Annotated in this window: 20 protein-coding genes, 1 pseudogene and 1 riboswitch; of the genes and pseudogenes, 8 read left to right on the top strand and 13 right to left on the bottom strand. The window is 70.2% G+C overall.

Going from position 1 to position 22,125, the window contains the following annotated elements:
- Positions 1–3: 3 nt before the first annotated feature.
- A complete protein-coding gene (locus KUM32_RS12660; RefSeq protein WP_217141945.1) occupies positions 4–972 on the bottom strand; it encodes a GlxA family transcriptional regulator in 969 nt (322 codons plus the stop codon).
- A gap of 92 nt (positions 973–1,064) precedes the next feature.
- Between KUM32_RS12660 and KUM32_RS12655 the strand changes: the two genes are divergently transcribed.
- Positions 1,065–1,337 (top strand): hypothetical protein, encoded by a 273-nt coding sequence (locus KUM32_RS12655; RefSeq protein WP_254405442.1) that lies wholly within the window; start codon positions 1,065–1,067, stop codon positions 1,335–1,337.
- Here the strand turns inward: KUM32_RS12655 and KUM32_RS12650 are convergent.
- The 6 genes and pseudogenes from KUM32_RS12650 to KUM32_RS12625 form a co-directional block, all read right to left on the bottom strand.
- Positions 1,250–2,272 (bottom strand): ribonucleotide-diphosphate reductase subunit beta, encoded by a 1,023-nt coding sequence (locus KUM32_RS12650; RefSeq protein ID WP_217141944.1) that lies wholly within the window; start codon positions 2,270–2,272, stop codon positions 1,250–1,252. The two genes, KUM32_RS12655 and KUM32_RS12650, sit on opposite strands and share 88 nt — an antisense overlap.
- Positions 2,272–4,662 (bottom strand): ribonucleoside-diphosphate reductase subunit alpha, encoded by a 2,391-nt coding sequence (locus tag KUM32_RS12645; RefSeq protein WP_217141943.1) that lies wholly within the window; start codon positions 4,660–4,662, stop codon positions 2,272–2,274. The genes KUM32_RS12650 and KUM32_RS12645 overlap by 1 nt, the downstream gene beginning before the upstream one ends.
- Positions 4,663–4,807: 145 nt before the next feature.
- Positions 4,808–4,886, bottom strand: a riboswitch (cobalamin riboswitch).
- Between the two features lie 80 nt (positions 4,887–4,966).
- Positions 4,967–5,470 (bottom strand): annotated as a pseudogene (locus tag KUM32_RS12640) (GNAT family N-acetyltransferase); the annotation flags it as partial.
- 83 nt (positions 5,471–5,553) lie between these two features.
- Positions 5,554–7,164, bottom strand: a complete 1,611-nt coding sequence (mctP, locus tag KUM32_RS12635; protein WP_217141942.1) for a monocarboxylate uptake permease MctP — start codon at positions 7,162–7,164, stop codon at positions 5,554–5,556.
- Positions 7,161–7,418, bottom strand: a complete 258-nt coding sequence (locus KUM32_RS12630; RefSeq protein WP_217141941.1) for a DUF3311 domain-containing protein — start codon at positions 7,416–7,418, stop codon at positions 7,161–7,163. The genes mctP and KUM32_RS12630 overlap by 4 nt, the downstream gene beginning before the upstream one ends.
- A gap of 185 nt (positions 7,419–7,603) precedes the next feature.
- The gene (locus KUM32_RS12625; RefSeq protein ID WP_217141940.1) at positions 7,604–8,368 is read right to left on the bottom strand and encodes a GntR family transcriptional regulator; all 765 of its coding nucleotides are present in this window, start codon (positions 8,366–8,368) and stop codon (positions 7,604–7,606) included.
- Positions 8,369–8,821: 453 nt separating this feature from the next.
- Between KUM32_RS12625 and KUM32_RS12620 the strand changes: the two genes are divergently transcribed.
- The 4 genes from KUM32_RS12620 to KUM32_RS12605 all read left to right on the top strand — a co-directional run bounded on the left by KUM32_RS12620 (position 8,822) and on the right by KUM32_RS12605 (position 13,503).
- Positions 8,822–10,099 carry an extracellular solute-binding protein gene (locus KUM32_RS12620; protein WP_217141939.1) on the top strand — a complete coding sequence of 426 codons (1,278 nt, stop codon included), beginning with the start codon at positions 8,822–8,824 and terminating at the stop codon, positions 10,097–10,099.
- An 88-nt stretch (positions 10,100–10,187) separates the two neighbouring features.
- Complete coding sequence (locus tag KUM32_RS12615; protein ID WP_217141938.1) at positions 10,188–11,174, top strand: carbohydrate ABC transporter permease; 987 nt, start codon at positions 10,188–10,190, stop codon at positions 11,172–11,174.
- Positions 11,171–12,001, top strand: coding sequence for a carbohydrate ABC transporter permease (locus KUM32_RS12610; protein ID WP_217141937.1), 831 nt, complete (start codon positions 11,171–11,173; stop codon positions 11,999–12,001). Before KUM32_RS12615 ends, KUM32_RS12610 begins: the two co-directional genes overlap by 4 nt.
- An 8-nt stretch (positions 12,002–12,009) precedes the next feature.
- On the top strand, positions 12,010–13,503 hold the full coding sequence (locus KUM32_RS12605; RefSeq protein WP_217141936.1) for a glycoside hydrolase family 3 protein: 1,494 nt from the start codon (positions 12,010–12,012) through the stop codon (positions 13,501–13,503).
- Positions 13,504–13,780: 277 nt separating this feature from the next.
- Here the strand turns inward: KUM32_RS12605 and nagB are convergent, their stop codons facing one another.
- Both nagB and KUM32_RS12595 read right to left on the bottom strand, forming a co-directional pair.
- On the bottom strand, positions 13,781–14,566 hold the full coding sequence (gene nagB / locus KUM32_RS12600) for a glucosamine-6-phosphate deaminase (protein ID WP_217141935.1): 786 nt from the start codon (positions 14,564–14,566) through the stop codon (positions 13,781–13,783).
- A gap of 120 nt (positions 14,567–14,686) precedes the next feature.
- Positions 14,687–15,451 (bottom strand): SDR family oxidoreductase, encoded by a 765-nt coding sequence (locus KUM32_RS12595; protein ID WP_217141934.1) that lies wholly within the window; start codon positions 15,449–15,451, stop codon positions 14,687–14,689.
- Positions 15,452–15,548: 97 nt separating this feature from the next.
- Between KUM32_RS12595 and KUM32_RS12590 the strand changes: the two genes are divergently transcribed.
- Positions 15,549–16,196 carry a TetR/AcrR family transcriptional regulator gene (locus KUM32_RS12590; protein ID WP_217141933.1) on the top strand — a complete coding sequence of 216 codons (648 nt, stop codon included), beginning with the start codon at positions 15,549–15,551 and terminating at the stop codon, positions 16,194–16,196.
- Positions 16,197–16,615: 419 nt separating this feature from the next.
- Positions 16,616–18,091 (top strand): sensor histidine kinase, encoded by a 1,476-nt coding sequence (locus KUM32_RS12585; protein ID WP_217141932.1) that lies wholly within the window; start codon positions 16,616–16,618, stop codon positions 18,089–18,091.
- Positions 18,092–18,274: 183 nt separating this feature from the next.
- On the opposite strand, the gene KUM32_RS12580 is transcribed toward KUM32_RS12585, so the two are convergent.
- Positions 18,275–18,532 (bottom strand): WhiB family transcriptional regulator, encoded by a 258-nt coding sequence (locus tag KUM32_RS12580; RefSeq protein WP_003973730.1) that lies wholly within the window; start codon positions 18,530–18,532, stop codon positions 18,275–18,277.
- A gap of 318 nt (positions 18,533–18,850) precedes the next feature.
- Complete coding sequence (locus KUM32_RS12575; protein WP_217141931.1) at positions 18,851–19,819, bottom strand: diacylglycerol kinase family protein; 969 nt, start codon at positions 19,817–19,819, stop codon at positions 18,851–18,853.
- 157 nt (positions 19,820–19,976) lie between these two features.
- Between KUM32_RS12575 and KUM32_RS12570 the strand changes: the two genes are divergently transcribed.
- The gene (locus tag KUM32_RS12570) at positions 19,977–20,423 is read left to right on the top strand and encodes a hypothetical protein (RefSeq protein ID WP_217141930.1); all 447 of its coding nucleotides are present in this window, start codon (positions 19,977–19,979) and stop codon (positions 20,421–20,423) included.
- A gap of 58 nt (positions 20,424–20,481) precedes the next feature.
- On the opposite strand, the gene KUM32_RS12565 is transcribed toward KUM32_RS12570, so the two are convergent.
- Both KUM32_RS12565 and KUM32_RS12560 read right to left on the bottom strand, forming a co-directional pair.
- Positions 20,482–21,567 (bottom strand): RNA polymerase sigma factor SigF, encoded by a 1,086-nt coding sequence (locus tag KUM32_RS12565; protein WP_374227503.1) that lies wholly within the window; start codon positions 21,565–21,567, stop codon positions 20,482–20,484.
- Positions 21,564–21,977, bottom strand: a complete 414-nt coding sequence (locus tag KUM32_RS12560) for an anti-sigma regulatory factor (RefSeq protein WP_217141928.1) — start codon at positions 21,975–21,977, stop codon at positions 21,564–21,566. The genes KUM32_RS12565 and KUM32_RS12560 overlap by 4 nt, the downstream gene beginning before the upstream one ends.
- Between the last annotated feature and the right edge of the window lie 148 nt (positions 21,978–22,125).

Genomic DNA, 22,125 nt, shown 5'->3' with positions numbered 1-22,125 from the left:
CGCTCAGGCCGCTGCCCGAGGGCCCCGGAAGGCGCGCCGGAAGGCCTGCGGGGTGGTGCCCAGGGCCCTGACGAACTGGTGCCTGAGGGCCGCGGCCGTACCGAAGCCGGTCCGCCTGGCGATCGTGTCCATCGTCTCGTCCGTCGCCTCCAGCAGCCGCTGGGCCAGCAGCACGCGCTGGCTCAGGATCCAGCGGTAGGGAGTCGTACCCGTCTCCTGCTGGAAGCGGCGGGCGAAGGTGCGCGGGGCCATGTGCGCCCGGGCCGCGAGCTGCTCGACGGTGACCTCCTGGTCGAGGTGCTGTTCCATCCAGGCCAGCACCTCGCCGACGGTGTCGCAGGAGGAGCGCGGGAGCGGCCGCTCGATGTACTGCGCCTGCCCGCCGTCCCGGTGCGGCGGCACGACCATGCGCCGGGCGATCTTGTTGGCGACCTCCGGCCCCTGTTCCTTGCGGACGATGTGCAGGCAGGCGTCGATGCCGGCGGCGGTGCCGGCGCTGGTGATCACCGGGTCCTCGTCCACGTAGAGCACGTCGGGTGAGACGGCCACCCTCGGGTACTGCCGGGCCAGCTCGGCCGCGTGGTGCCAGTGCACCGCGCACCGCCGCCCGTCCAGCAGCCCGGCGGCACCCAGCACGAACACCCCGGAGCACACGCTCAGCACCCGCGCGCCCCGGTCCACCGCCCGCCGCAGGGCGTCCAGCAGCTCGGGCGGGTAGTCCCGGCTGGCGTAGTCGCTCCCCGCCGGCACGGCGATCAGGTCGGCCTCCTCCAGCCGGTCCAGCTCGTACGGAGTGGAGACGGAGAGCCCGCCGACATGGGTGCTCAGCGCCGGCCCCTCCGCCGACACCACGGCGAAGTCGTACTCCGGCAGGCCGTCGTCGCTCCGGTCGATGCCGAAGACCTCGCAGACCACGCCGAGTTCGAAGGGATGCACGCCGTCCAGCAGGACGGTGGCCACGTTCTGCAGCATGCCGCCAGTGTGCCCCGGAAGTGGCAGGAAATCGAGGCCCTACGGCAGTCCTGCCACTCCCGGTAAGGAGTGCCCGGCGCGACAGTGGTGTCATGACCGGAAACCAGATGGAAGCCCTGATCGGAATGCTCGTGACCTTCGGACTCCTGGTCCTCATGGTCCTGCCCTCGGTGATCGGCATCGTGCACGACAAGCGCGTCGACCGTCAGCTCAGGCAGGCCCGGGAGGACCGGGAGGCCGGGGAGGACCGGGCGGAGGGGAAGGAGATCCGAAGCCCTCAGAAGTCCTCGTCCAGGTCGACGGTGCCCTCCACCGCCACCTGGTACGCCGAGGGGCGCCGCTCGAAGAAGTTGGTCAACTCCTGAACGCCCTGCAGCTCCATGAAGGAGAAGGGGTTCTCGGAGCCGTACACCGGGGCGAAGCCGAGGCGCGTCAGGCGCTGGTCGGCCACGCACTCCAGGTACTGCCGCATCGAGTCGGTGTTCATGCCCGGGAGGCCGTCACCGCACAGGTCGCGCGCGAACTGCAGCTCGGCCTCGACGGCCTCCCGCAGCATGTCGGTGACCTGCTGCCGCAGGGCGTCGTCGAAGAGGTCCGGTTCCTCCTTGCGGACGGTGTCGACCACGTCGAAGGCGAAGGACATGTGCATCGTCTCGTCCCGGAACACCCAGTTGGTGCCGGTGGCCAGTCCGTGCAGCAGGCCCCGGCTGCGGAACCAGTAGACGTAGGCGAAGGCGCCGTAGAAGAACAGGCCCTCGATGCACGCGGCGAAGCAGATCAGGTTGAGCAGGAAGCGGCGGCGGTCGGCCTTGGACTCCAGGCGGTCGATCGACTCGACCGAGTCCATCCACCGGAAGCAGAACTCGGCCTTCTCGCGGATCGAGGGGATGTTCTCCACGGCGGCGAAGGCGGCGGCCCGGTCGTCCGGGTCGGGCAGGTAGGTGTCCAGCAGCGTCAGGTAGAACTGGACGTGCACGGCCTCCTCGAAGAGCTGGCGGGACAGGTACAGCCGCGCCTCCGGGGAGTTGATGTGCTTGTAGAGGGTGAGCACCAGGTTGTTGGCGACGATCGAGTCGCCCGTCGCGAAGAAGGCCACCAGCCGGCCGATGAGGTGCTGTTCCTCGGGGCTGAGCTTCGCGAGGTCGGCGACGTCCGAGTGGAGGTCGACCTCCTCGACGTGCCAGGTGTTCTTGATGGCGTCCCGGTAGCGCTCGTAGAAGTCCGGGTAGCGCATGGGGCGCAGGGTCAGCTCGAAGCCGGGGTCGAGCAGGTTCTTCGTCGCGGGGGTCTCGGTGGTCATTACTGGCAGGCCTCGCAGGACTCGGGGTTTTCCAGGGAGCAGGCGACCGCTTCGGGGTCGGGGACGGCCTGCACGGGGACGGTGGCGCGGGCGGCGGCGCGGGCGATGCGGGTCGCCGGGCGGGAGCGCAGGTAGTACGTGGTCTTCAGGCCCTGCTTCCAGGCGTACGCGTACATCGAGGAGAGCTTCCCGATGGTCGGCGTCTCCAGGAACAGGTTCAGCGACTGGGCCTGGTCGAGGTACGGGGTGCGGGCGGCGGCCATGTCGATCAGGCCGCGCTGCGGGATCTCCCAGGCCGTGCGGTACAGCCGGCGCACCTCCTCGGGGATCCAGGCGAAGCCCTGCACCGAACCGTTGGCCTCGCGCAGCGCCTCACGGGTGCGGGCGTCCCACACGCCGAGCCGCTTGAGGTCCTCCACCAGGTAGGAGTTGACCTGGAGGAACTCGCCGGAGAGCGTCTCGCGCTTGAAGAGGTTGGACACCTGCGGCTCGATGCACTCGTACACCCCCGCGATGGAGGCGATGGTGGCGGTCGGCGCGATCGCGAGGAGCAGGGAGTTGCGCAGGCCGGTCGTGGCCATGCGCGCGCGCAGCGCCGACCAGCGCTCCGGCCAGGCCGGCTCGACGCCGTAGTGGTCGGGGTGCAGCACGCCCCGGGCCGTACGGGTCTCCTCCCAGGCCGGCAGCGTGCCGTGGCGCTCGGCGAGGTCGGCGGACGTCTCGTAGGCGGCGAGCATGATCCGCTCGGCGATGCGGGTGGAGAGGGCCTTGGCCTCGGGCGAGTCGAAGTCCAGCCGGAGCTGGAAGAAGACGTCCTGGAGACCCATCGCGCCGAGGCCGACCGGACGCCAGCGCGCGTTGGACCGACCCGCCTGCTCGGTCGGGTAGAAGTTGATGTCGACGACCCGGTCCAGGAAGGTGACGGCGGTGCGGACGGTGGCGTCCAGCCGGTCCCAGTCGATGTCGCCGGTCGCCCGGTCGACGAACGCGCCGAGGTTGACCGAGCCCAGGTTGCAGACCGCCGTCTCCCCGTCGTCCGTGACCTCCAGGATCTCCGTGCAGAGGTTGGAGGAGTGGACGACGTTCCCGGGTTCGGCGGTCTGGTTGGCGGTGCGGTTGGCGGTGTCCTTGAAGGTCATCCAGCCGTTGCCGGTCTGCGCGAGGGTGCGCATCATGCGGCCGTACAGCTCGCGGGCGGGAAGCGTCCTGCGGGCCAGCCCCGCCGCCTCGGCCCTGCGGTACGCGGCGTCGAACTCCTCGCCCCACAGGTCGACCAGCTCGGGGACGTCGGACGGCGAGAACAGCGACCAGGATTCGTCGGCGTCCACCCGGCGCATGAACTCGTCCGGCACCCAGTGCGCGAGGTTCAGGTTGTGCGTGCGGCGGGCGTCCTCGCCGGTGTTGTCGCGCAGCTCCAGGAACTCCTCGATGTCGGCGTGCCAGGTCTCCAGGTAGACCGCCGCCGCGCCCTTGCGCCGTCCGCCCTGGTTCACGGCCGCGACCGAGGCGTCCAGCGTCTTCAGGAACGGGACGATCCCGTTGGAGTGCCCGTTGGTGCCGCGGATCAGGGAACCGCGGGCGCGGACGCGGGAGTAGGCGATGCCGATGCCGCCGGCGTGTTTCGAGAGGTTGGCGACCTGGTGGTAGCGGTCGTAGAGGGAGTCCAGCTCGTCCTTGGGGGAGTCCAGGAGGTAGCAGGACGACATCTGGGCGTGCCGGGTGCCGGAGTTGAACAGGGTGGGGGAGGAGGGCAGGTAGTCGAGGCGGCTCATCAGCCCGTAGAGGTCGGCGACCTCGTCCACCGGGCGGGTGTCCGTCGCCGCGTCGGACGCCGTGTCCTCGGCGAGTCCGGCGGCCACCCGCAGCAGGAAGTGCTGGGGCGTCTCGACGACCTTGCGGGTGATCGGGTGCCGGAGCAGATAGCGGCTGTACAGGGTGCGCAGGCCGAAGTAGCCGAAGCGGTCGTCGGCCGCCGGGTCGATCAGCGCGTCGAGGCGGTCCGCGTGCCGCCGTACGAACTCGGCGGTGCGGTCGGCGATCAGACCCTCGCGGTGGCCGGTGGCGACCGAGTCGGTGAAGGTGGTGACGCCCTGGGACGCCGCCTCGGCGCGGATGCCGATCGTGAGCAGGCGGGCGGCCAGCTTCGAGTAGACCGGGTCCTCCGAGATGAGTCCGGCCGCCGCCTCCGTGGCGAGCTCGCGCAGCTCGGCCTCGTCCGCGCGGGCGGACCGGCCGCGCAGTGCGGCGGCGGCGACCCGGCCGGGGTCGGCGTCCTGGAGGTCCGCGGTCAGCCCGGTCAGGGTGCGCAGCAACGCGGCACCGGGACCGTCGGGTTCCTCGGTCACCGTCGCCGGGGTCGCTGAAGCCGGATCGGCTGGCGCGATGGTCACGTGGGGCACTCCCTCGCTCGGCACAGGGCCTGGCGGAGGGCAGGGGGCAGCTCACGAGCGCGCACGGCGTCGCGTCCACCGGCCCACTCCACGAGGCCCGGACGTCATGGCACCCGGACCGGGACGGCCGGGCGCACTGTCGGCAGGTCCTCGGACTGGACGTGCGTGCGGAAAACACGCAAGTACACCGTTGCGGGACAGTTCCGGATTCGCACCGGATTCCCCTGCGGCGACAGCGAGCATGAGCATACATCTTGTGCCGGGTTCCGTGAGCACCCCCAGATGTTGTGTCGCGTCGGTCTCGGAGTGTCAGTTCATAGGTGAGGAGAGTGATGTCGTCGAGCTCCGGCAGCGGGTTCCGGTCGCGGTCCGGGGTGCGGGTGCGGCCCAGCCGTTCGTAGAGGCGGTGGGCGGTGCGCATCGTGCGCTGGGCCGACAGCACGACGCGCCCGCAGCCCTCGACGGCCCGGGCGCGGTCGACGCAGGCCCGCACGAGCGCCTCGCCGGCCCCGCGGCCGCGTGCCCCGCGCGCTACGGCGAGCATGCGCATCTCGGCCTCCGCGGGCCCGGCGACGCCGGCCATGGGGCCGCCGGAGGGGACGAAGGTCACGCCGCCGAGGACCCGGCCGTCCGCCGTGGCGGCCAGCACCTCGGCGGCCACCGCCCGCTCGACCACGTTCCGCAGCTCGCCGGGGTACGCGTCGCTCTCCCCGAAGGCGAGGAGCCCGTCCCCCAGACAGGCCTGTGCGGTGATCTCGCCGAGGATGCCGTACTCGTCGGATGCCGCCCGCCGGATCGCGAAGTCCATGGGGCCGGCCGAGTGTGACCGACGGGTACGACAGCGGGCCGCCGGATTTCTCCGGCGGCCCGCTGTGCGGCGTGTGCCCAGGGTCAGTGCGACGTGCCCGCCGTGGCCGGCGGGAGCTCCACCTGGACACCGGGGTCGCCCGAGTCCGCCGTGTAGTCGCCCGGCTTGGTCTCGTCGACCCCTTCGGGCGCCTTGACGGCCCTGAGGACGACGGTCAGGACCACGGTGACCAGGACGTTCAGCACGAACGCGGTGAGGCCGATGTAGCCGATCTCGCCGATGCCCGGGATCTCCTTCGAGGAGCCGCCGAAGTGCTTCTGCGTCGGCGAGGCCACACCGTAGGCGGCGACCGTGCCGTAGACCATGCCGACCGCCCAGCCGGCGAGCAGCGCCCAGCGGTGGAACCAGCGGGTGAACAGGCCGCCGACCAGGGCCGGGAAGGTCTGCAGGATCCAGATGCCGCCGAGCAGCTGGAAGTTGATCGCGACCGTCTTGTCCATGCCGAGGACGAAGACCAGCGCGCCCACCTTCACCAGCAGGGACACCAGCTTGGAGACCTTGGTCTCCTGGGCCGGTGTGGCGTCCGGCTTGATGAAGTCCTTGTAGATGTTGCGGGTGAAGAGGTTCGCGGCGGCGATCGACATGATCGCCGCCGGGACCAGGGCACCGATGCCGATCGCCGCGAAGGCCACGCCCGCGAACCAGTCCGGGAACATGTTCTCGAAGAGCTGCGGGATCGCCAGCTGCCCGTTGTCCACCTTGACCCCGGCCGCGATCGCCATGAAGCCCAGCAGTGCGAGCAGGCCCAGCATGAGCGAGTACAGCGGCAGGATCGTGGTGTTGCGGCGGATCACCTCACGGCTGCGCGAGGACAGCGTCGCGGTGATCGAGTGCGGGTACATGAAGAGCGCGAGCGCCGAGCCGAGCGCCAGGGTGGCGTACGTCCACTGCCCCGTCGCGTCGGGTACCAGACCGCCCTTGCCCGCCTCGGTGAACTTGTCGTTGGCCGAGGCGAAGATGTCGTCGAACCCGCCCAGCTCGATCGGGATGTAGATGATCGCCACCGCGATCACGATGTAGATCAGCGTGTCCTTCACGAACGCGATCAGCGCGGGCGCGCGCAGACCCGACGAGTAGGTGTACGCCGCCAGCACGCCGAAGGCGATCAGCAGGGGCAGGTCCTTGACGAACCAGTTGGTGTCCTCGCCGCCGCCCACGCCCATGACGTCCAGCACGGCCTGGATGCCGACCAGTTGGAGCGCGATGTACGGCATCGTCGCCAGGATGCCGGTCACGGCCACCGCGAGCGACAGCCCCTTCGAGCCGAACCGGCCGCGCACGAAGTCCGACGTCGTCACGTACCCGTGCTTGTGGGAGACCGACCACAGCCGCGGCAGGAAGGTGAAGATCAGCGGGTAGACCAGGATCGTGTACGGCACCGCGAAGAAGCCGGACGCGCCCGCCGCGTAGACCGCCGCGGGGACGGCCACGAAGGTGTACGCCGTGTACAGGTCGCCACCCAGCAGGAACCAGGTGATCCAGGTGCCGAACGAGCGCCCGCCGAGGCCCCACTCGTCGAGGCTCTGCTCGTTCTCCGCCCGGCGCCAGCGCGCGGCCAGGAAGCCCATCGCGGTGACGAGGACGAAGAAGAAGATGAAGACGGCGAGTGCGACGCCGTTCACTCCGTCGTTCACTTGGCCCCGCCTTCCCGGCGGGCGCGCTGGTCACGCTGCCACAGCTTGTACGCGATCATCGTGAGCAGGGTGGAGATCAGCACCCAGGCCATCTGGTACCAGTAGAAGAACGGGATCCCGATGAAGACCGGGTCGGTCTCGGCGTACGACCCGACCCACAGCATGGCGACGAACGGTGCGACGAGACAGAGGCCGATGACGACGCGCACCGGCGTCACCACCGGCCCCCTGCTCGCTTCTGAGTCTTCTGGCATGCGGCGGCTCCGTCCCCTCGCTGGTCACCTGGTGCAGTGCGCACGAAATGTAGGTGACGGCGTCAGACAGCGGAAGCCCTCGTCCGCATATCGGTCCTCAACCGCAACGTCGCGGACCGGGCGTGGCGGTTTCCGCCAGACCTGTGCCCTGGTCCGGCCAGACCTGCGCCGGGTGGGCGTGGGCCCTACTCCTGGGGCCGCTTGAGCCGGGCCACGAACTTGTAGCGGTCGCCCCGGTACACCGACCGCACCCACTCCACCGGCTGGCCCGTCCGGTCCTGCGAGTGGCGGGAGAGCATCAGCATGGGCAGGCCGACGTCGGTGCCGAGCAGGCCGGCCTCGCGCGGGGTGGCCAGGGAGGTCTCGATGGTCTCCTCGGCCTCGGCGAGATGGACGTCGTACACCTCGGCGAGGGCCGTGTAGAGGGACGTGTACTTCACCAGGGAGCGGCGCAGCGCCGGGAAGCGCTTGGCGCTGAGGTGGGTCGTCTCGATGGCCATCGGCTCCCCGTTGGCCATGCGCAGCCGCTCGATGCGCAGCACCCGCCCGCCGGGCGCGATGTCCAGCAGTGACGCGAGCCGGTCGTCGGCGGTGATGTAGCCGACGTCCAGCAGCTGGGAGGTGGGCTCCAGGCCCTGCGCCCGCATGTCCTCGGTGTACGAGGTGAGTTGCAGGGCCTGTGACACCTTGGGCTTGGCGACGAAGGTGCCCTTGCCCTGGATGCGCTCGAGGCGGCCCTCGACGACCAGCTCCTGCAGGGCCTGGCGCACGGTCGTGCGCGAGGTGTCGAACTCCGCGGCCAGTGTGCGTTCGGGCGGGACCGGCGTGCCCGGCGTCTGCGTCCGGGTCATGTCGAGCAGATGCTTCTTCAGACGGTAGTACTTGGGCACGCGCGCGGTACGGACGGTCGCCCCACCCTCGTTCTCCGCACTGCTGACGTCGGTGCTCATGCTCTGCCTTCCCGGCTCCGGGTGCCGAAGCGACCGACATCCCCTGTCGGCCACGGCTCACATCGTGGCACGGCTTCGTGCCGGGACGATCCCGCACGCTCCGTGATCCCTTCTGTATACCTCCGGGGCCCCCGTTGGTCTAGTCCACAGCGCCGTCCGGCCTCGCCGGTACGCGGGTGCGGAACCGTCCCGGCATCCCCTTCGGCGGGGGTGGTACACCCGGCGCCGGTCCGTCCGATCTGTCGCTTGCGGAATGAAAGGTCCCTGCATATCTCGGTCGCATCACGGACGTCCGGAGCGCGCTTGAACACCCTTGACAGCCCTATTGGTCTGGGCCAAGCTCCCCGTACTGGTCTACACCATTGGTCCAGGTCCCGGCCCCATGGGCGGTCCGCGTCGACGAGCAACCGCGGGGAGGCAGGGGGGTTTTGTGGCATCCCTGAGGAGGGTGGCGTGAAGCGCAAGCTGATAGCCGCGATCGGTATCGCGGGCATGATGGTCTCGATCGCGGCGTGCGGGGGCGACAGCGACGACGACGGCAAGAAGACCGGGGCGGACGGTTACGCCGGGGAGACGCTCACCGTCTGGGTGATGGACGGTTCCTCGCCCGACCAGTGGCAGGCCGACCTCGCCAAGGAGTTCGAGGCCAAGACCAAGGCCAAGGTCAAGTTCGAGATCCAGAAGTGGAACGGCATCCAGCAGAAGCTGACCACCGCTCTCTCCGAGGAGAACCCGCCCGACGTCTTCGAGATCGGCAACACCCAGACCCCGGCCTACGCCAAGACCGGCGGCCTGGCGGACCTGAGCGACCTCAAGAGCGGGATCGGCGCCGACTGGTCCGAGTCCCTCAACAAGTCCGCCGTCTTCGAGGGCAAGCAGTTCGCGGCCCCGTGGTTCGTGGTCAACCGCGTGGTCATCTACAACAAGAAGGTCTGGGCGGACGCGGGTGTCAAGGAGACGCCCAAGACCCGCGACGAGTTCTACAACGCCCTCAAGACGATCGGCGAGAAGACCGACGCCGAGCCGATCTACCTGCCGGGCCAGAACTGGTACCACTTCGTGGGCCTGGCCATCGGCGAGGGAGCCGAGCTGGTCAAGAAGGACGGCGACAAGTACGTCTCCAACCTGGCCGACCCGAAGGTCGCCGCCGCCACCGAGACCTACAAGAAGTTCCAGGCTCTCTCCAAGGCGCCCAAGGACAAGGACGAGGCCACCCCGCAGCAGGGCGAGATCTTCGCCAAGGGCAAGACCGGCGCCATCATCGGCATGGGCTGGGAGGCCGGCACGGCGATCACCGCCAACCCGGCGATCGAGAAGGACCTCGGCTACTTCACCATCCCGGGTGCCACGGCCGGCAAGCCCGAGGGCGTCTTCCTCGGCGGCTCCAACCTGGCCGTCGCCGCGGGCAGCAAGAAGCAGGAGCTCGCCAAGGAGTTCCTGAAGATCGCACTGTCCGACAAGTTCGAGGGCGCGCTGGCCAAGGCCAACGGCGTCATCCCGAACAAGGAGGCGCTGCAGAGCAACCTCAAGGGCAACGCCGCCGCCGAGGCCGCCGCGCCCGCAGCCGCGGGCGGTGACACCACGCCGCTGATCCCGGAGTGGGCCGCGGTCGAGAACGACCCCAACCCGATCAAGACCTATCTGACGGCCGTGCTGAAGGGCAAGTCCCCGGCCGAGGCCGCGGAGCAGGTGGAGGGCGAGTTCAACAAGCGCCTGGCGCAGCAGCAGTAGGACCGGGTGAGCCGGGGTGGGGGCCGGAACGCGACGGCCCCCGCCCCGGCGTCGAGTTGAACAGGTCGAGAAGAGAGAGACCGCGAGCATGACCGTGCAGACCGAACGGCCTCCATCAGGCCCGTCGGACGTCCGCAAGGCGGACGGCGGGGGCACCGGCCGGCCGAAACCGAGAGCCGCGTCCCGTGCCGGCGCGCTCACTCCGTACCTGTTGCTGCTGCCCGCCTGCGCGGCCACCGTGCTGCTGCTCGGCTGGCCGCTGCTGAAGGACGCCCTGCTGTCCTTCCAGAACCTCAACATGGCGCAGCTGATCCAGCACGTCACCGAGTGGAACGGCATCGACAACTACAAGGAGGTCCTCACCGGCGAGGACTTCTGGCGGGTCACCGTCCGCTCGATCCTCTTCACCGCGGTCAACGTCGCCCTCACCATGGTGGTGGGCGGCCTGATCGGCCTGCTGCTCGCCCGCCTCGGCCGGGTGATGCGGCTCGTGCTGCTGATCGGCCTGGTGCTGGCGTGGGCCATGCCGGTGGTCGCCGCGACCACCGTCTACCAGTGGCTCTTCGCCCAGCGCTTCGGCGTCGTCAACTGGGTCCTGGACAAACTCGGCTGGCACTCCATGGCCGACTACAGCTGGACCGGCAGCCAGATGTCGACCTTCTTCGTCGTCACCCTGCTCATCGTCTGGATGTCCGTCCCGTTCGTCGCGATCAACCTGTACGCGGCGACCACCACCATCGCCGGCGAGCTGTACGAGGCCGCCGCCCTCGACGGAGCCGGCGCCTGGCGCAGCTTCACCACGGTCACCCTGCCGGTCCTGCGGCCGTTCCTCTACGCGACGACCTTCCTGGAGGTCATCTGGATCTTCAAGGCGTTCGTCCAGGTCTACACCTTCAACGGCGGCGGCCCGGACCGTCTCACCGAGATCCTGCCCGTCTACGCCTACATCGAAGGCGTCGGCAACCAGCACTACGGCATGGGCGCGGCGATCGCCGTCCTGACCATCCTGATCCTGCTCGGCCTGACCGCCTACTACCTCAGGATCGTGCTCAAGCAAGAGGAGGACGAGCTGTGAAGCGCTCGCTCTTCGGCCGCCTGTGGCCCAACGTCACGGCCGTCGTCCTGTTCATCGGCCTCGTCTTCCCCGTCTACTGGATGTTCGCCACGGCCTTCAAACCGACCGGCGACATCATCTCGGAGGACCCGGTCTGGTTCCCGACCGACGTCACCTTCGAGCACTTCAAGACCGCGGTCGACGCCGACCACTTCTGGACGTACGTCGGCAACTCGTTCATCGTCACCCTCTGCGCGGTCGCCTTCTCGCTGGTCATCGCGCTGGCCGGGGCGTTCGCCCTGGCCCGGATGCGGTTCAGGGGGCGGCGCGGCTTCATCGTCGGCTTCATGCTCGCCCAGATGGCGCCGTGGGAAGTCATGGTCATCGCGATCTACATGATCGTGCGCGACGCGTCGATGCTGAACAGCCTCGTGCCGCTCACCCTCTTCTACATGATGATGATCCTGCCCTTCACCATCCTGACGCTGCGCGGCTTCGTCGCCGCCGTCCCCAGGGAGCTGGAGGAGTCCGCGCTGGTCGACGGCTGCACCCGGGCCCAGGCGTTCCGCCGGATCATCCTGCCGCTGCTCGCCCCGGGCCTGATGTCCACCTCGATGTTCGGCTTCATCACCGCCTGGAACGAGCTGCCCCTCGTCCTGGTCGTCAACAAGGAGGCCGAGTCCCAGACCCTGCCGCTGTGGCTGACCAGCTTCCAGACCGTCTTCGGCGACAACTGGGGTGCGACCATGGCAGCCTCGTCCCTCTTCGCCATCCCGATCCTGATCCTCTTCGTCTTCCTGCAGCGCAAGGCCGTCAGCGGCCTGACCGCCGGCGCCGTGAAGGGATAACGCCACCCATGACGACCATCGCCAGGGGGACCGACACCCTCACCCGTGACGCGCTCACGGTTCTCCAGCCCGGTTTCACCGGCACCACCGCCCCCGACTGGCTGCTGCGTCGCCTCGGCGAGGGGCTGGCGTCGGTCGGCCTGTTCGGGCGCAACATCGCCTCGCCGCAGCAGGTGGCGGCGCTGACCGCGCAGTTGCGCGCCGAGCGCGAGGACGTGCTGGTCGCCATCGACGAGGAGGGCGGCGACGTCACCCGCCTGGAGGTACGCACCGGCTCCTCCTTCCCCGGCAACCTCGCGCTCGGCGCGGTGGACGACGTCGGGCTCACCCGTGAGGTGGCCGCGGAACTGGGCCGCCGGCTCGCGGCCTGCGGAGTGAACTTCAACTGGGCCCCGTCCGCCGACGTCAACTCCAACCCGGACAACCCGGTCATCGGGGTACGCGCCTTCGGTGCCGACACCGACCTGGTCGCCCGGCACACCGCCGCCTACGTCACCGGCCTGCAGTCGTCCGGCGTGGCCGCCTGCGCCAAGCACTTCCCCGGGCACGGCGACACGGCCGTCGACTCCCACTACGCCGTGCCGCGCATCGACGTGGACGCCGCCCTGCTGGCCGCACGCGACCTGGTGCCGTTCCGCGCGGCCGTCGCCGCCGGCAGCCGCGCGGTGATGAGCGCCCACATCCTGGTCCCGGCCCTGGACCCGGACCGTCCGGCGACGTTGTCCCGCCGCATCCTGACCGAGCTGCTCCGCGGTGAACTGGGCTACGACGGCCTGATCGTCACCGACGGCATGGAGATGCGGGCCATCGCGGGCACGTACGGCATCGAACGCGGCAGCGTGCTGGCCGTGGCCGCCGGCGCCGACGCGATCTGCGTGGGCGGCGGCCTGTCCGACGAGGACACCGTACGACGGCTGCGCGACGCCCTGGTCGAGGCGGTCCGCTCGGGCGAGCTGCCCGAGGAACGCCTGGCCGACGCGGCGGAACGCGTCCGCGCCCTGGCCCGCTGGACCACGGCGCACCCGGCGGACGAGGCGGGAGCCGGGGACGCGGCCGACGGCGACGTGGGCCTGCGCGCCGCGCGCCGCGCGCTGCGGACCACCGGCGCCGAGGGCTTCACGCCCCTCGCCGAGCCGCCGTACGTCGCCGCGCTCACTCCCGTCGCCAACATCGCGGTCGGTGACGAGACCCCCTGGGGCATCGCCGCCGAGCTCCTCCGGCTGCTCCCCGGCACGGAGACCGGCAGCTTCACCGGACCGGACGCCGGGAAGGAGGCGCTGGCCGCGGCCGGTCCGCGCCGGATCGTGGCTGTCGTCCGTGACGAGCACCGCCACCCCTGGATGGCGGCCGCCCTGGACACCGTGCTGGCGGCCCGCCCCGACACGATCGTGGTCGAGATGGGCGTCCCCCGCGCCGAGCCACGCGGCTCCCTCCACCTGGCCACCCACGGCGCGTCACGCGTCTGCGGCCGGGCGGCGGCAGAGGCCCTCGTGGGTGCGTGACAGGCACAGCCGCCGGTACGGCAAGGCGCTGGACCCCGGGGCGGGCCCGGCGCCTTTGCCCACGGTTGCCCCGGGCGCCCGGCGCCTTTGCCCACGGTCGCCCCGGGGCGCCCGCCGCCCCCACCGGCTGGTGCGCGCCGTCGCCGGCCTTCCGGGTGGTGGCAGCCGGGTCGGGGCCCAGCCGGTTCCTTCCCGCCGGTACGGCGAAGGCGCCGACCCCCGTCACGGGGACAGGCGCCTTGCGCGGGGCTGTCCGGTGCTCAGGGCCCGGACGGGCTCAGATGCCCTGCCAGTCGGGCTTGTGGGCGTAGGCGTGCCGGAAGTAGTCGGCGAGCTTCAGCTTGGATGCGGCGGCCTCGTCGACGACGACCGTGGCGTGCGGGTGCAGTTGGAGCGCGGAGGCCGGGCACACGGCCGCGACCGGTCCCTCGACGCTCGCGGCGACCGCGTCCGCCTTGCCCTCGCCGGTGGCGAGCAGCACCAGATGCCGGGCCTCCAGGATGGTGCCGATACCCTGCGTGATCACGTGGTGCGGCACCTGCTCGATGTCACCGTCGAAGAAGCGCGCGTTGTCGACGCGGGTCTGCTCGGTGAGCGTCTTGATCCGGGTCCGCGACGCGAGCGAGGAACACGGCTCGTTGAACCCGATGTGCCCGTCGGTCCCGATCCCCAGCAGCTGGAGGTCGACTCCGCCGGCCTCACCCAGCGCCTTGTCGTACGCCTCGCACGCCCCCTGCACGTCCGCGGCCGTGCCGTCGGGGCCCATGAACGCGTCCATGCCGATCCCCAGCGGCTCGAGCACCTCACGTCGCAGCACCGAACGGTACGACTCCGGATGCTCCGCGGGGAGTCCGACGTACTCGTCGAGCTGGGCGATCCGCGCCCGCGCGGTGTCCACGGCGCCCGATCGCACCTTGGCCGCCAGCGCCTCGTACACCGGCAGCGGCGTCGAGCCGGTGGCCACCCCGAGCAGAGCGTCGGGCTTGCGTCGCAGCAGCTGCGCCATGGCCTCGGCTATGAGCTCGCCGCCCGCCTGGGCATCGGGAACGATGACAACTTCCACGCTTGCCTGCCGTTTCGAAGAGAGGACTCACCCGGGGCCCGGTACTGACCATGTGGTTTAGACCAATCTAACAGAGCCGGGCCCCCTGAGCGCGCTGAACCGGTCAGGCGGGTGGCGGCGTCATGACGCCATGGAGCCCCCCGTCGCGTCCACCCAGCTTCCCGTGATCCATCGGCCCCCGTGTGAGGCGAGGAACGCGACCACGTCGGCCACCTCGGCCGGCGCGCCCACCCCGCCCAGCGCCGAGAGTGCCGCCGCCCGGTCCCAGCCGTCCGCGCTCCCGTGCAGCAGGTCGGCCGTGTTGTCCGTTTCGATGATGCCGGGCGCCACCGAGTTCACCGTGATGCCGCGGGCGCCGAGGACCTTGGAGAGGTCGCGGGAGAACACGTCCAGCGCGCCCTTCGTCATCGCGTACGCCATGTTGTCCGGCATCACCGCGGAGCGGGCCAGTCCTGACGATATGTTGATGACCCGGCCGCCGTCGCGCAGCCGTTTCATGCCGTGCTTGAGGAGGAAGAACGGCGCCTTCACATTGACCGCGAAGACGGCGTCGTACTCCTCCTCCCCTATCTCCCCGATGGGGCGGGTGCTGCCGATCCCGGCGTTGTTCACCAGGATGTCCAGCCCGTCGGCGTGCCGGTCGAACTCCTCCCACAGTGCCTCGGCGGCCCCCGGCGCGCCCAGGTCGACCCCGATGGCGAACGCCGAGCCGCCCGCCGCCTCGATCGCGGCGACCGTCTCCTTTGCCGCCGCCTCGTTCCTGCCGTAGTGCACCGCGACGCGCGCGCCGTCGCGCCCCAGTCGCTCGGCGATCCCCCGCCCGATGCCCCTGCTCGCCCCCGTGACGAGAGCCGTCCTGCCCGTAAGTGCACCCTGCGCGCCCATGGCGGCATCCCCTTCGCATTTGTATAGCGGTTGCTACAGAAATGACCGTACAGCACTCCCGCGACATTTCTCTAGTGCTCGCTATAAAATCCACTCCATGGTGAGCAGCAGCGGGAAGAATGAGCGGGCCGGGGTGGCGGGCCGGGGTGCCGGCGGCAGGTCGCGTGGCCGCCCCCGCTCCTTCGACCGCGCGACGGCTCTGGAGAAGGCGCTGATGGCCTTCTGGGAGCACGGTTACGAGGCGACCTCCGTCTCCGACCTCACACGGGTCATGGACATCGGCACCCCGAGTCTGTACGCCGCCTTCGGCGACAAGCGCTCGCTCTTCGAGGAGGTGGTCCAGGAGTACGGAGCGCGGTACGGATCCTTCGGCGCCCGTGCGCTCGCCGAGGAGCCGACCGCACGTGCGGGGATAGAGCGCATGTTGCGCGAGGCCGCCGTCGAGTACACGGCACCCGGCCGGCCGCACGGCTGCCTCGTCATCCACGCGGCCGCCAACTGCTCGACGTCCGAGGTCGAGGAGTCCCTGCGGGAGCGGCGGAACGCCAACATCGCCGCGATCGAGGACCGGATCGCGGCCGACGTGGCCGAGGGCCTGCTGCCCCCGCACACCGATGCCGCCGCCCTCGCCCGGTACACCGGTGCCATGATCCAGGGCATGTCCCAGCAGGCGCGCGACGGTGCGAGCCGGGCGGAGCTGGAGGCGCTCGCGGAAATTGCCCTGGCCATCTGGCCCCGCCTGTGAGCCAACAGGGTTAGGCTTTGGGCCGGGTGCTCGGGTGTCCGAGCGGTCGGCAGAACGCGACAACAGCAAACACCGTCCACCGCATGGACATGGCGAGTGGTCTAGTCCACAATGGCGACCAAGGCGCTTACCGTGATAGTCACGCAAGGTGAACGTCAGGCTTCCGCCCTCCCCGCACAGGAGGACGGACCGAGGAACCGGAGCTCTCTGCCCTGACTGCCCCGGGTCCTCATCCTTCGGCCGACCGGGACCGCACACCCCACGGCCGTTGTTGCTCCGGGCTGCGGTGCCGGGAGGGTTGAGGGTCCCTCTCAGGCGCCGCGGCCCGCGGGTGTTTCCGGGGGGTTCGTCCGCGTGGGGGAGCGGTGGAATCTGGCTGGTTTCGATCGCTGTCCGTACCGCCAGGTACGCTCGGCCACGTGCCCTCCATGAACGAACTCGTACGCCAGCACACCGCGCTCGACGACTCCGACCTCGAGTGGCTCCATCTGCTGGTCTCGGAGTGGCAGCTCCTCTCCGACCTCTCCTTCGCCGACCTCGTCCTGTGGGTCCCCACCCGCGACGGCACGCGCTATGTCTCCGTCGCCCAGATGAGGCCCAACACCGGACCCACCTCGTACCAGGACGACATGGTCGGCCACCTCGTCCCGCGCGGCCGTCGCCCCATGCTGGACGCCGCCCTGGACGAAGGCCGGATCGTGCGCGAGGGCGACCCGGAGTGGCGCGAGGAGGTCCCGGTCCGCGTCGAGTCCATCCCCGTACGACGTCAGGGCCGCGTCCTCGGCGTGATCGCCCGCAACACCAACCTGCTCACCGTGCGCACGCCCAGCCGTCTGGAACTCACCTATCTGCAGAGTGCCTCGGACCTGGCGCAGATGATCGCGGCCGGCGCCTTCCCGTTCGAGAACCAGCAGGTCGACATGGACGCCTCGCCCCGGGTCGGTGACGGGCTGATCCGGCTCGACGCGGACGGCACCGTGCAGTACGCCTCCCCGAACGCCCTCTCGGCCTACCACCGCATGGGCCTCGCCGCCGACCTGGTCGGCCACCACCTCGGCCGGACCACCGCCGAACTCGCCCCGTCCCGCGGCCCGGTGGACGAGGCGCTCGCCAAGGTGGCCAGCGGCTGGGCGCCGCGCGAGTTCGAGATCGAGGCGCATGACGGGGTCATCCAGTTCAGGGCCATCCCGCTCAAACCCAAGGGCACGCGCATCGGTTCGCTGGTGCTTCTGCGCGACGTCACGGAACTGCGTCGACGTGAGCGTGAGTTGATCACCAAGGACGCCACCATCCGGGAGATCCACCACCGGGTGAAGAACAACCTCCAGACGGTGGCGGCCCTGCTGCGCCTCCAGGCCCGGCGCATCGAGTCCGACCGGGGCCGCGAAGCGCTCGAGGAAGCCGTACGCCGGGTCGGCTCGATCGCGATCGTGCACGAGACGCTCTCCCAGAACCTGGACGAGCGGGTGGAGTTCGACGAGATCGCCGACCGCGTGCTGGCCATGGTGGCGGAGATCTCGCCGGGCAAGGTCACCGGTCGGCGCACCGGCCGCTTCGGCATCCTGGACGCCGAGGTGGCGACGCCCCTGTCGATGGTGCTGACCGAAGTGCTCCAGAACGCTCTGGAGCACGGTTTCCGCGAGGGCGACACCGGCACGGTCGAGGTCTCCGCGGTCCGTGGCGGCACGACGAAGGAAGCCCGGCTCCTGGTCACCGTCCAGGACGACGGCGTCGGTCTGCCCGAGGACTTCGATCCGCACCGCTCCGGCAATCTCGGTCTGCAGATCGTCCGTACCCTCGTGGAAGGCGAATTGGGCGGCGCCTTCGACATGGTCCCGGCCCCGGACCGCGGCACCCGCGTGATCCTGGACATCCCGGTGCCGACGGAGAGGTAGCGGGCCGAGCGGGGGCGTGGCCGGGGCAGCAAAAAGCCCCGGACCGGTGAAGGTCCGAGGCCAGTGCTCGTGCGATGCATCGTCCGATGCGCATCGGGGGTACTGCGCGCTGCGGCTCGGGAGCGGGAGTTGCGTACTCGCTGTACGCGCCGCCAAGCTCAGGCTGTCAGCAGGGGTGGATGGTCAGGCAGAGGCCTGACGAGCCCGGTTGCGGGCGGCACGGCGCTTCATCGCGCGGCGCTCGTCCTCGCTGAGACCACCCCAGACGCCGGAGTCCTGACCGGACTCGAGCGCCCACTGCAGGCACTGCTCCATGACAGGGCAGCGACGGCAGACGGCCTTGGCTTCCTCGATCTGCAGCAGCGCGGGACCGGTGTTGCCGATGGGGAAGAAGAGCTCGGGGTCTTCCTCGCGGCAAACGGCGCGGTGACGCCAGTCCATGGCTGCTACCTCTCCTTGGTATTACGTGCAGGGTGCTTGTGAATGTGAACGCTTTCACGAATCCCTCAACAAGGGAAGGGCCTACCGCCAGGTTCCCGGCGTGGTCCTGTGATTTGAAGAGGGGTTCTGGTGACCTGTGGAGGCTGGTGTTGCGGGCCGTCCCGATCGCCATGTAGAGACTCGCAAACCTCGGCGGCGGATACAACCCCTTCCGGAAAGTTTTTTTTGATTCTTCGGTGTCGACTAGGTCACAGCCGTACTTCCATGGGGTGGATCCTGGTCTAAACGTTCGAGTGAAAGGACTTTCGCCCCTTCTGCTCACACAATCACACGCAGTGCACGGCGTACGCCTGTGAACGTCACGCTGGTCCGCAGCCCCAGGTGGTCACCGTCCATCTGGAGGGGGAGCGGCACCTTCGAATGCAAGGTGAACCGGGTCTGATCGTGCAGGGAGAGCGCATGCCGGCCTCGAGGGCCGCGCTCGGGGGACGAAGTGAGCAACTGGGTGCCATACCGGGCAACCGCGGCCGTCGAGAGACGGCTGAGACCGAACACGTCGAGCCCGGTGTCGAACGAGGCCTTGGGCGAGGCGTAGATCGGGCGGTTGCCGAGGAACGTCCACGGGCACGTGTTCGAGACTATGGACAGCACCAGGCCCTCGACCGGGTCCTCGCCGTCCCGCTCCAGGGTGATGGTCCCGCTGCGGCGGTGCGGCTCGCCGATGAGCTGGCGCACCACCTGACGGACGTAGAGGGCGTGCGTGGACTTCTTGCCCCGCTCGCGGTGCTGCTCGACGCGGCCGACCACGCCGGCGTCGAAGCCCAGGCCTGCGTTGAAGGTGAACCAGCGCTCCGGGACGGCTTCGTCCTCGGAGCCCGGCGTGCCCGAGGCGAGGCCCAGCCCGACGGTGCGCTCACTGCCCTCGCGCAGCGCGTCCAGCAGGGCGCCGGTGGCCTCCACCGCGTGGTTGGGCAGGCCGAGGGCACGTGCGAAGACGTTGGTGGAGCCGCCGGGGACCACGGCGAGACCGGGCAGGTGCTCCGGGTCGGGACCGGCGTGCAGCAGGCCGTTGACGACCTCGTTCACCGTGCCGTCGCCGCCGAGGGCCACCACGAGTTCGACGTCGTCGCTCTGCGCCGCGTGCCGGCCGAGGTCGCGTGCGTGGCCGCGGTACTCGGTGGTGACCACTTCCAGCTTCATCTCGCTCGCGAGCGCGTGGATCAGCACGTCGCGCGTACGCGCGCTCGTGGTGGTTGCCGCCGGATTGACCACGAGAAGTGCACGCATGGTCTGCAGGGTACCTACTGCGTGGTACCCGGCCCAGACCGAGGTGCGGACCGCCCGGTGGGACCGGGTGAGGGGTCGGTGCGCGGATCGGGGGCGGTCGGGCGGGTATGCGGAAGGCACGCACGGGCGTCCTCGTGCCGAGAGCTACCCTTCAGGGGTGAGCAGTGAGCAGACCCGCACCCCGGAAGCCGCCGAAGAGGCGGGCCCTCGTCCCGGCCGGCTGACCGCCGCGGCCGCAGTGGCCGCACTGGAGGGGCTGGCGCTCGTCGTCGGCGGCGGCTGGATGCTCGTGGGAGGACTCGCCGGCCACCCCGACGACCGGACCGCGGCCGTCACCGGCGGTATCACCCTGGTCGTCCTCGCCCTGTTGCCGCTGCTCGCCGCCCGCGGGCTGCTCGCCCGGCGGGGCTGGAGCCGGGGGCCCGCCGTCATCACGCAGATCATCGCGCTGCCCGTGGCGTACAACCTGCTGCACGCCGACAGTGTGGCGATCCCCGCGGGGATCGTGCTCGGTGTCGTGGCCGTCACGGCGCTGGTGCTGCTCGTGAACCCCACGACGACCCAGGCCCTCGGTATCCGGGGACCCGGCGGCGCCGAGAAGTAACCGCCGCCCGGTGGTGTCCGTCGACGCGACCGCCGCCCGGTGTCTTCGGGCGCCGCGGCTACTCCTCGACCAACAGCTTCTCTCGCAGCTGTGCCAGCGTGCGTGCCAGCAGCCGCGACACGTGCATCTGTGAGATCCCGACCTCCTGCGCGATCTGCGACTGGGTCATGTTGCCGAAGAAGCGCAGCAGCAGGATCCGTTTCTCCCGCGGCGGCAGGTCCTCCAGCAGCGGCTTGAGCGACTCCCGGTACTCGACGCCCTCCAGGGCCTCGTCCTCGGCGCCGAGCGTGTCCGCGACCGCCGGGGACTCGTCGTCGGTGTCCGGGACGTCCAGGGACAGGGTGGAGTAGGCGTTCGCCGACTCCAGGCCTTCCAGGACCTCCTCCTCCGAGATCGACAGCTTCTCGGCGAGTTCGTGGACCGTGGGGGAGCGGCCGTGCAGCTGCGAGAGCTCCGCCGTGGCCGTCGTCAGGGCCAGCCGCAACTCCTGGAGCCGGCGCGGGACGCGCACCGCCCAGCCCTTGTCCCGGAAGTGTCTCTTGATCTCCCCGACGACCGTGGGGGTCGCGTACGTGGAGAACTCCACCCCGCGGTCCGGGTCGAAGCGGTCCACCGACTTGATCAGGCCGATGGTGGCGACCTGTGTGAGGTCGTCCAGGGGTTCGCCGCGGTTGCGGAAGCGGCGGGCGAGGTGCTCGACGAGCGGCAGGTGCATGCGGACCAGCTGGTTGCGCAGCTCCGCGTACTCGGGGCTGTCCTTGGCCAGCGTCCGCAGCATGGCGAACATGGCACGGGCCCCGCTGCGGTCCTGCGGGTCGTGCCGCGTGCGCTGCGTGACCCGTGCGCCCGGCGCGTCGTCCTCGGAGTGTCGCTCGTGCTCGCTCATCGTTCCGCCCGTTGCTCTTTCCCGAGCCCTCGCCTCCGCTCGGACGGGCCGGTCGGGAGTCTCCCCGGCCCGCTGCCCGTCGCCCGGGACGACGGCCTCGGGGGAGGCCTCGTCCTCCGGATGAGGCCGGGCCTGCTCGGGGATTCCGTCGATGCCGTCCGCCACGCGTCGGGCCTCGTTCGGAGAACGAGTGCCCTCGGCCGGCAGCTCCCGTGTGCCGCGCTCTTCGTCCCGCACCGGCCCGTCCCCGTTCCTCACGCCGGCCCGGGTCCCGCGCCGCGCTGTTTGTAGAGGCTGATTGAAACGGTTCTGTCCTCATCCACGGCGGACGAGACCTTGCCCGCGAGAGCGGACAGGACGGTCCAGGCGAAGGTGTCCCGCGAGGGCGCGTGGCCGTCCGTGGTCGGCGCCGAGACGGTGACCTCGAGCGAGTCGTCGACGAGGCGGAAGACACAACTGAGCACCGAGCCGGGCACGGCCTGCTGAAGCAGGATCGCGCAGGCCTCGTCGACTGCGATGCGCAGGTCCTCGATCTCGTCGAGGGTGAAGTCCAAGCGGGCTGCGAGGCCGGCCGTCGCCGTACGCAGCACCGACAGGTAGGCACCCGCGGCCGGCAGCCGGACTTCGACGAAGTCCTGGGACGCGGGCTCGCCTGCGATCTGGGACACCCTCACCTCCAAGGTGGTACAAGCGTTACAGGGCCGAGGGTCGCCCCTCGGGGTAACGCGATACGTGGTTCAGCGGTGACGTTATCGCGCTCCGAACTTTCCTGTCCCCGAGACCCCAACCCCTTGCTGTCACTCATAGTAAACACAT

It is taken from the genome of Streptomyces sp. AC627_RSS907 (assembly GCF_019049165.1).
This window is presented reverse-complemented; position numbering and strand designations above follow the sequence as displayed.

Coding starts and splice junctions, on each gene's coding strand:
- KUM32_RS12660 (WP_217141945.1), bottom strand. CDS start 972: ATGCTGCAGAACGTGGCCACCGTCCTGCTGGACGGCGTGCATCCCTTC.
- KUM32_RS12655 (WP_254405442.1), top strand. CDS start 1,065: ATGACCGGAAACCAGATGGAAGCCCTGATCGGAATGCTCGTGACCTTC.
- KUM32_RS12650 (WP_217141944.1), bottom strand. CDS start 2,272: ATGACCACCGAGACCCCCGCGACGAAGAACCTGCTCGACCCCGGCTTC.
- KUM32_RS12630 (WP_217141941.1), bottom strand. CDS start 7,418: ATGCCAGAAGACTCAGAAGCGAGCAGGGGGCCGGTGGTGACGCCGGTG.
- KUM32_RS12625 (WP_217141940.1), bottom strand. CDS start 8,368: ATGAGCACCGACGTCAGCAGTGCGGAGAACGAGGGTGGGGCGACCGTC.
- KUM32_RS12615 (WP_217141938.1), top strand. CDS start 10,188: ATGACCGTGCAGACCGAACGGCCTCCATCAGGCCCGTCGGACGTCCGC.
- KUM32_RS12605 (WP_217141936.1), top strand. CDS start 12,010: ATGACGACCATCGCCAGGGGGACCGACACCCTCACCCGTGACGCGCTC.
- KUM32_RS12595 (WP_217141934.1), bottom strand. CDS start 15,451: ATGGGCGCGCAGGGTGCACTTACGGGCAGGACGGCTCTCGTCACGGGG.
- KUM32_RS12590 (WP_217141933.1), top strand. CDS start 15,549: ATGGTGAGCAGCAGCGGGAAGAATGAGCGGGCCGGGGTGGCGGGCCGG.
- KUM32_RS12580 (WP_003973730.1), bottom strand. CDS start 18,532: ATGGACTGGCGTCACCGCGCCGTTTGCCGCGAGGAAGACCCCGAGCTC.
- KUM32_RS12575 (WP_217141931.1), bottom strand. CDS start 19,819: ATGCGTGCACTTCTCGTGGTCAATCCGGCGGCAACCACCACGAGCGCG.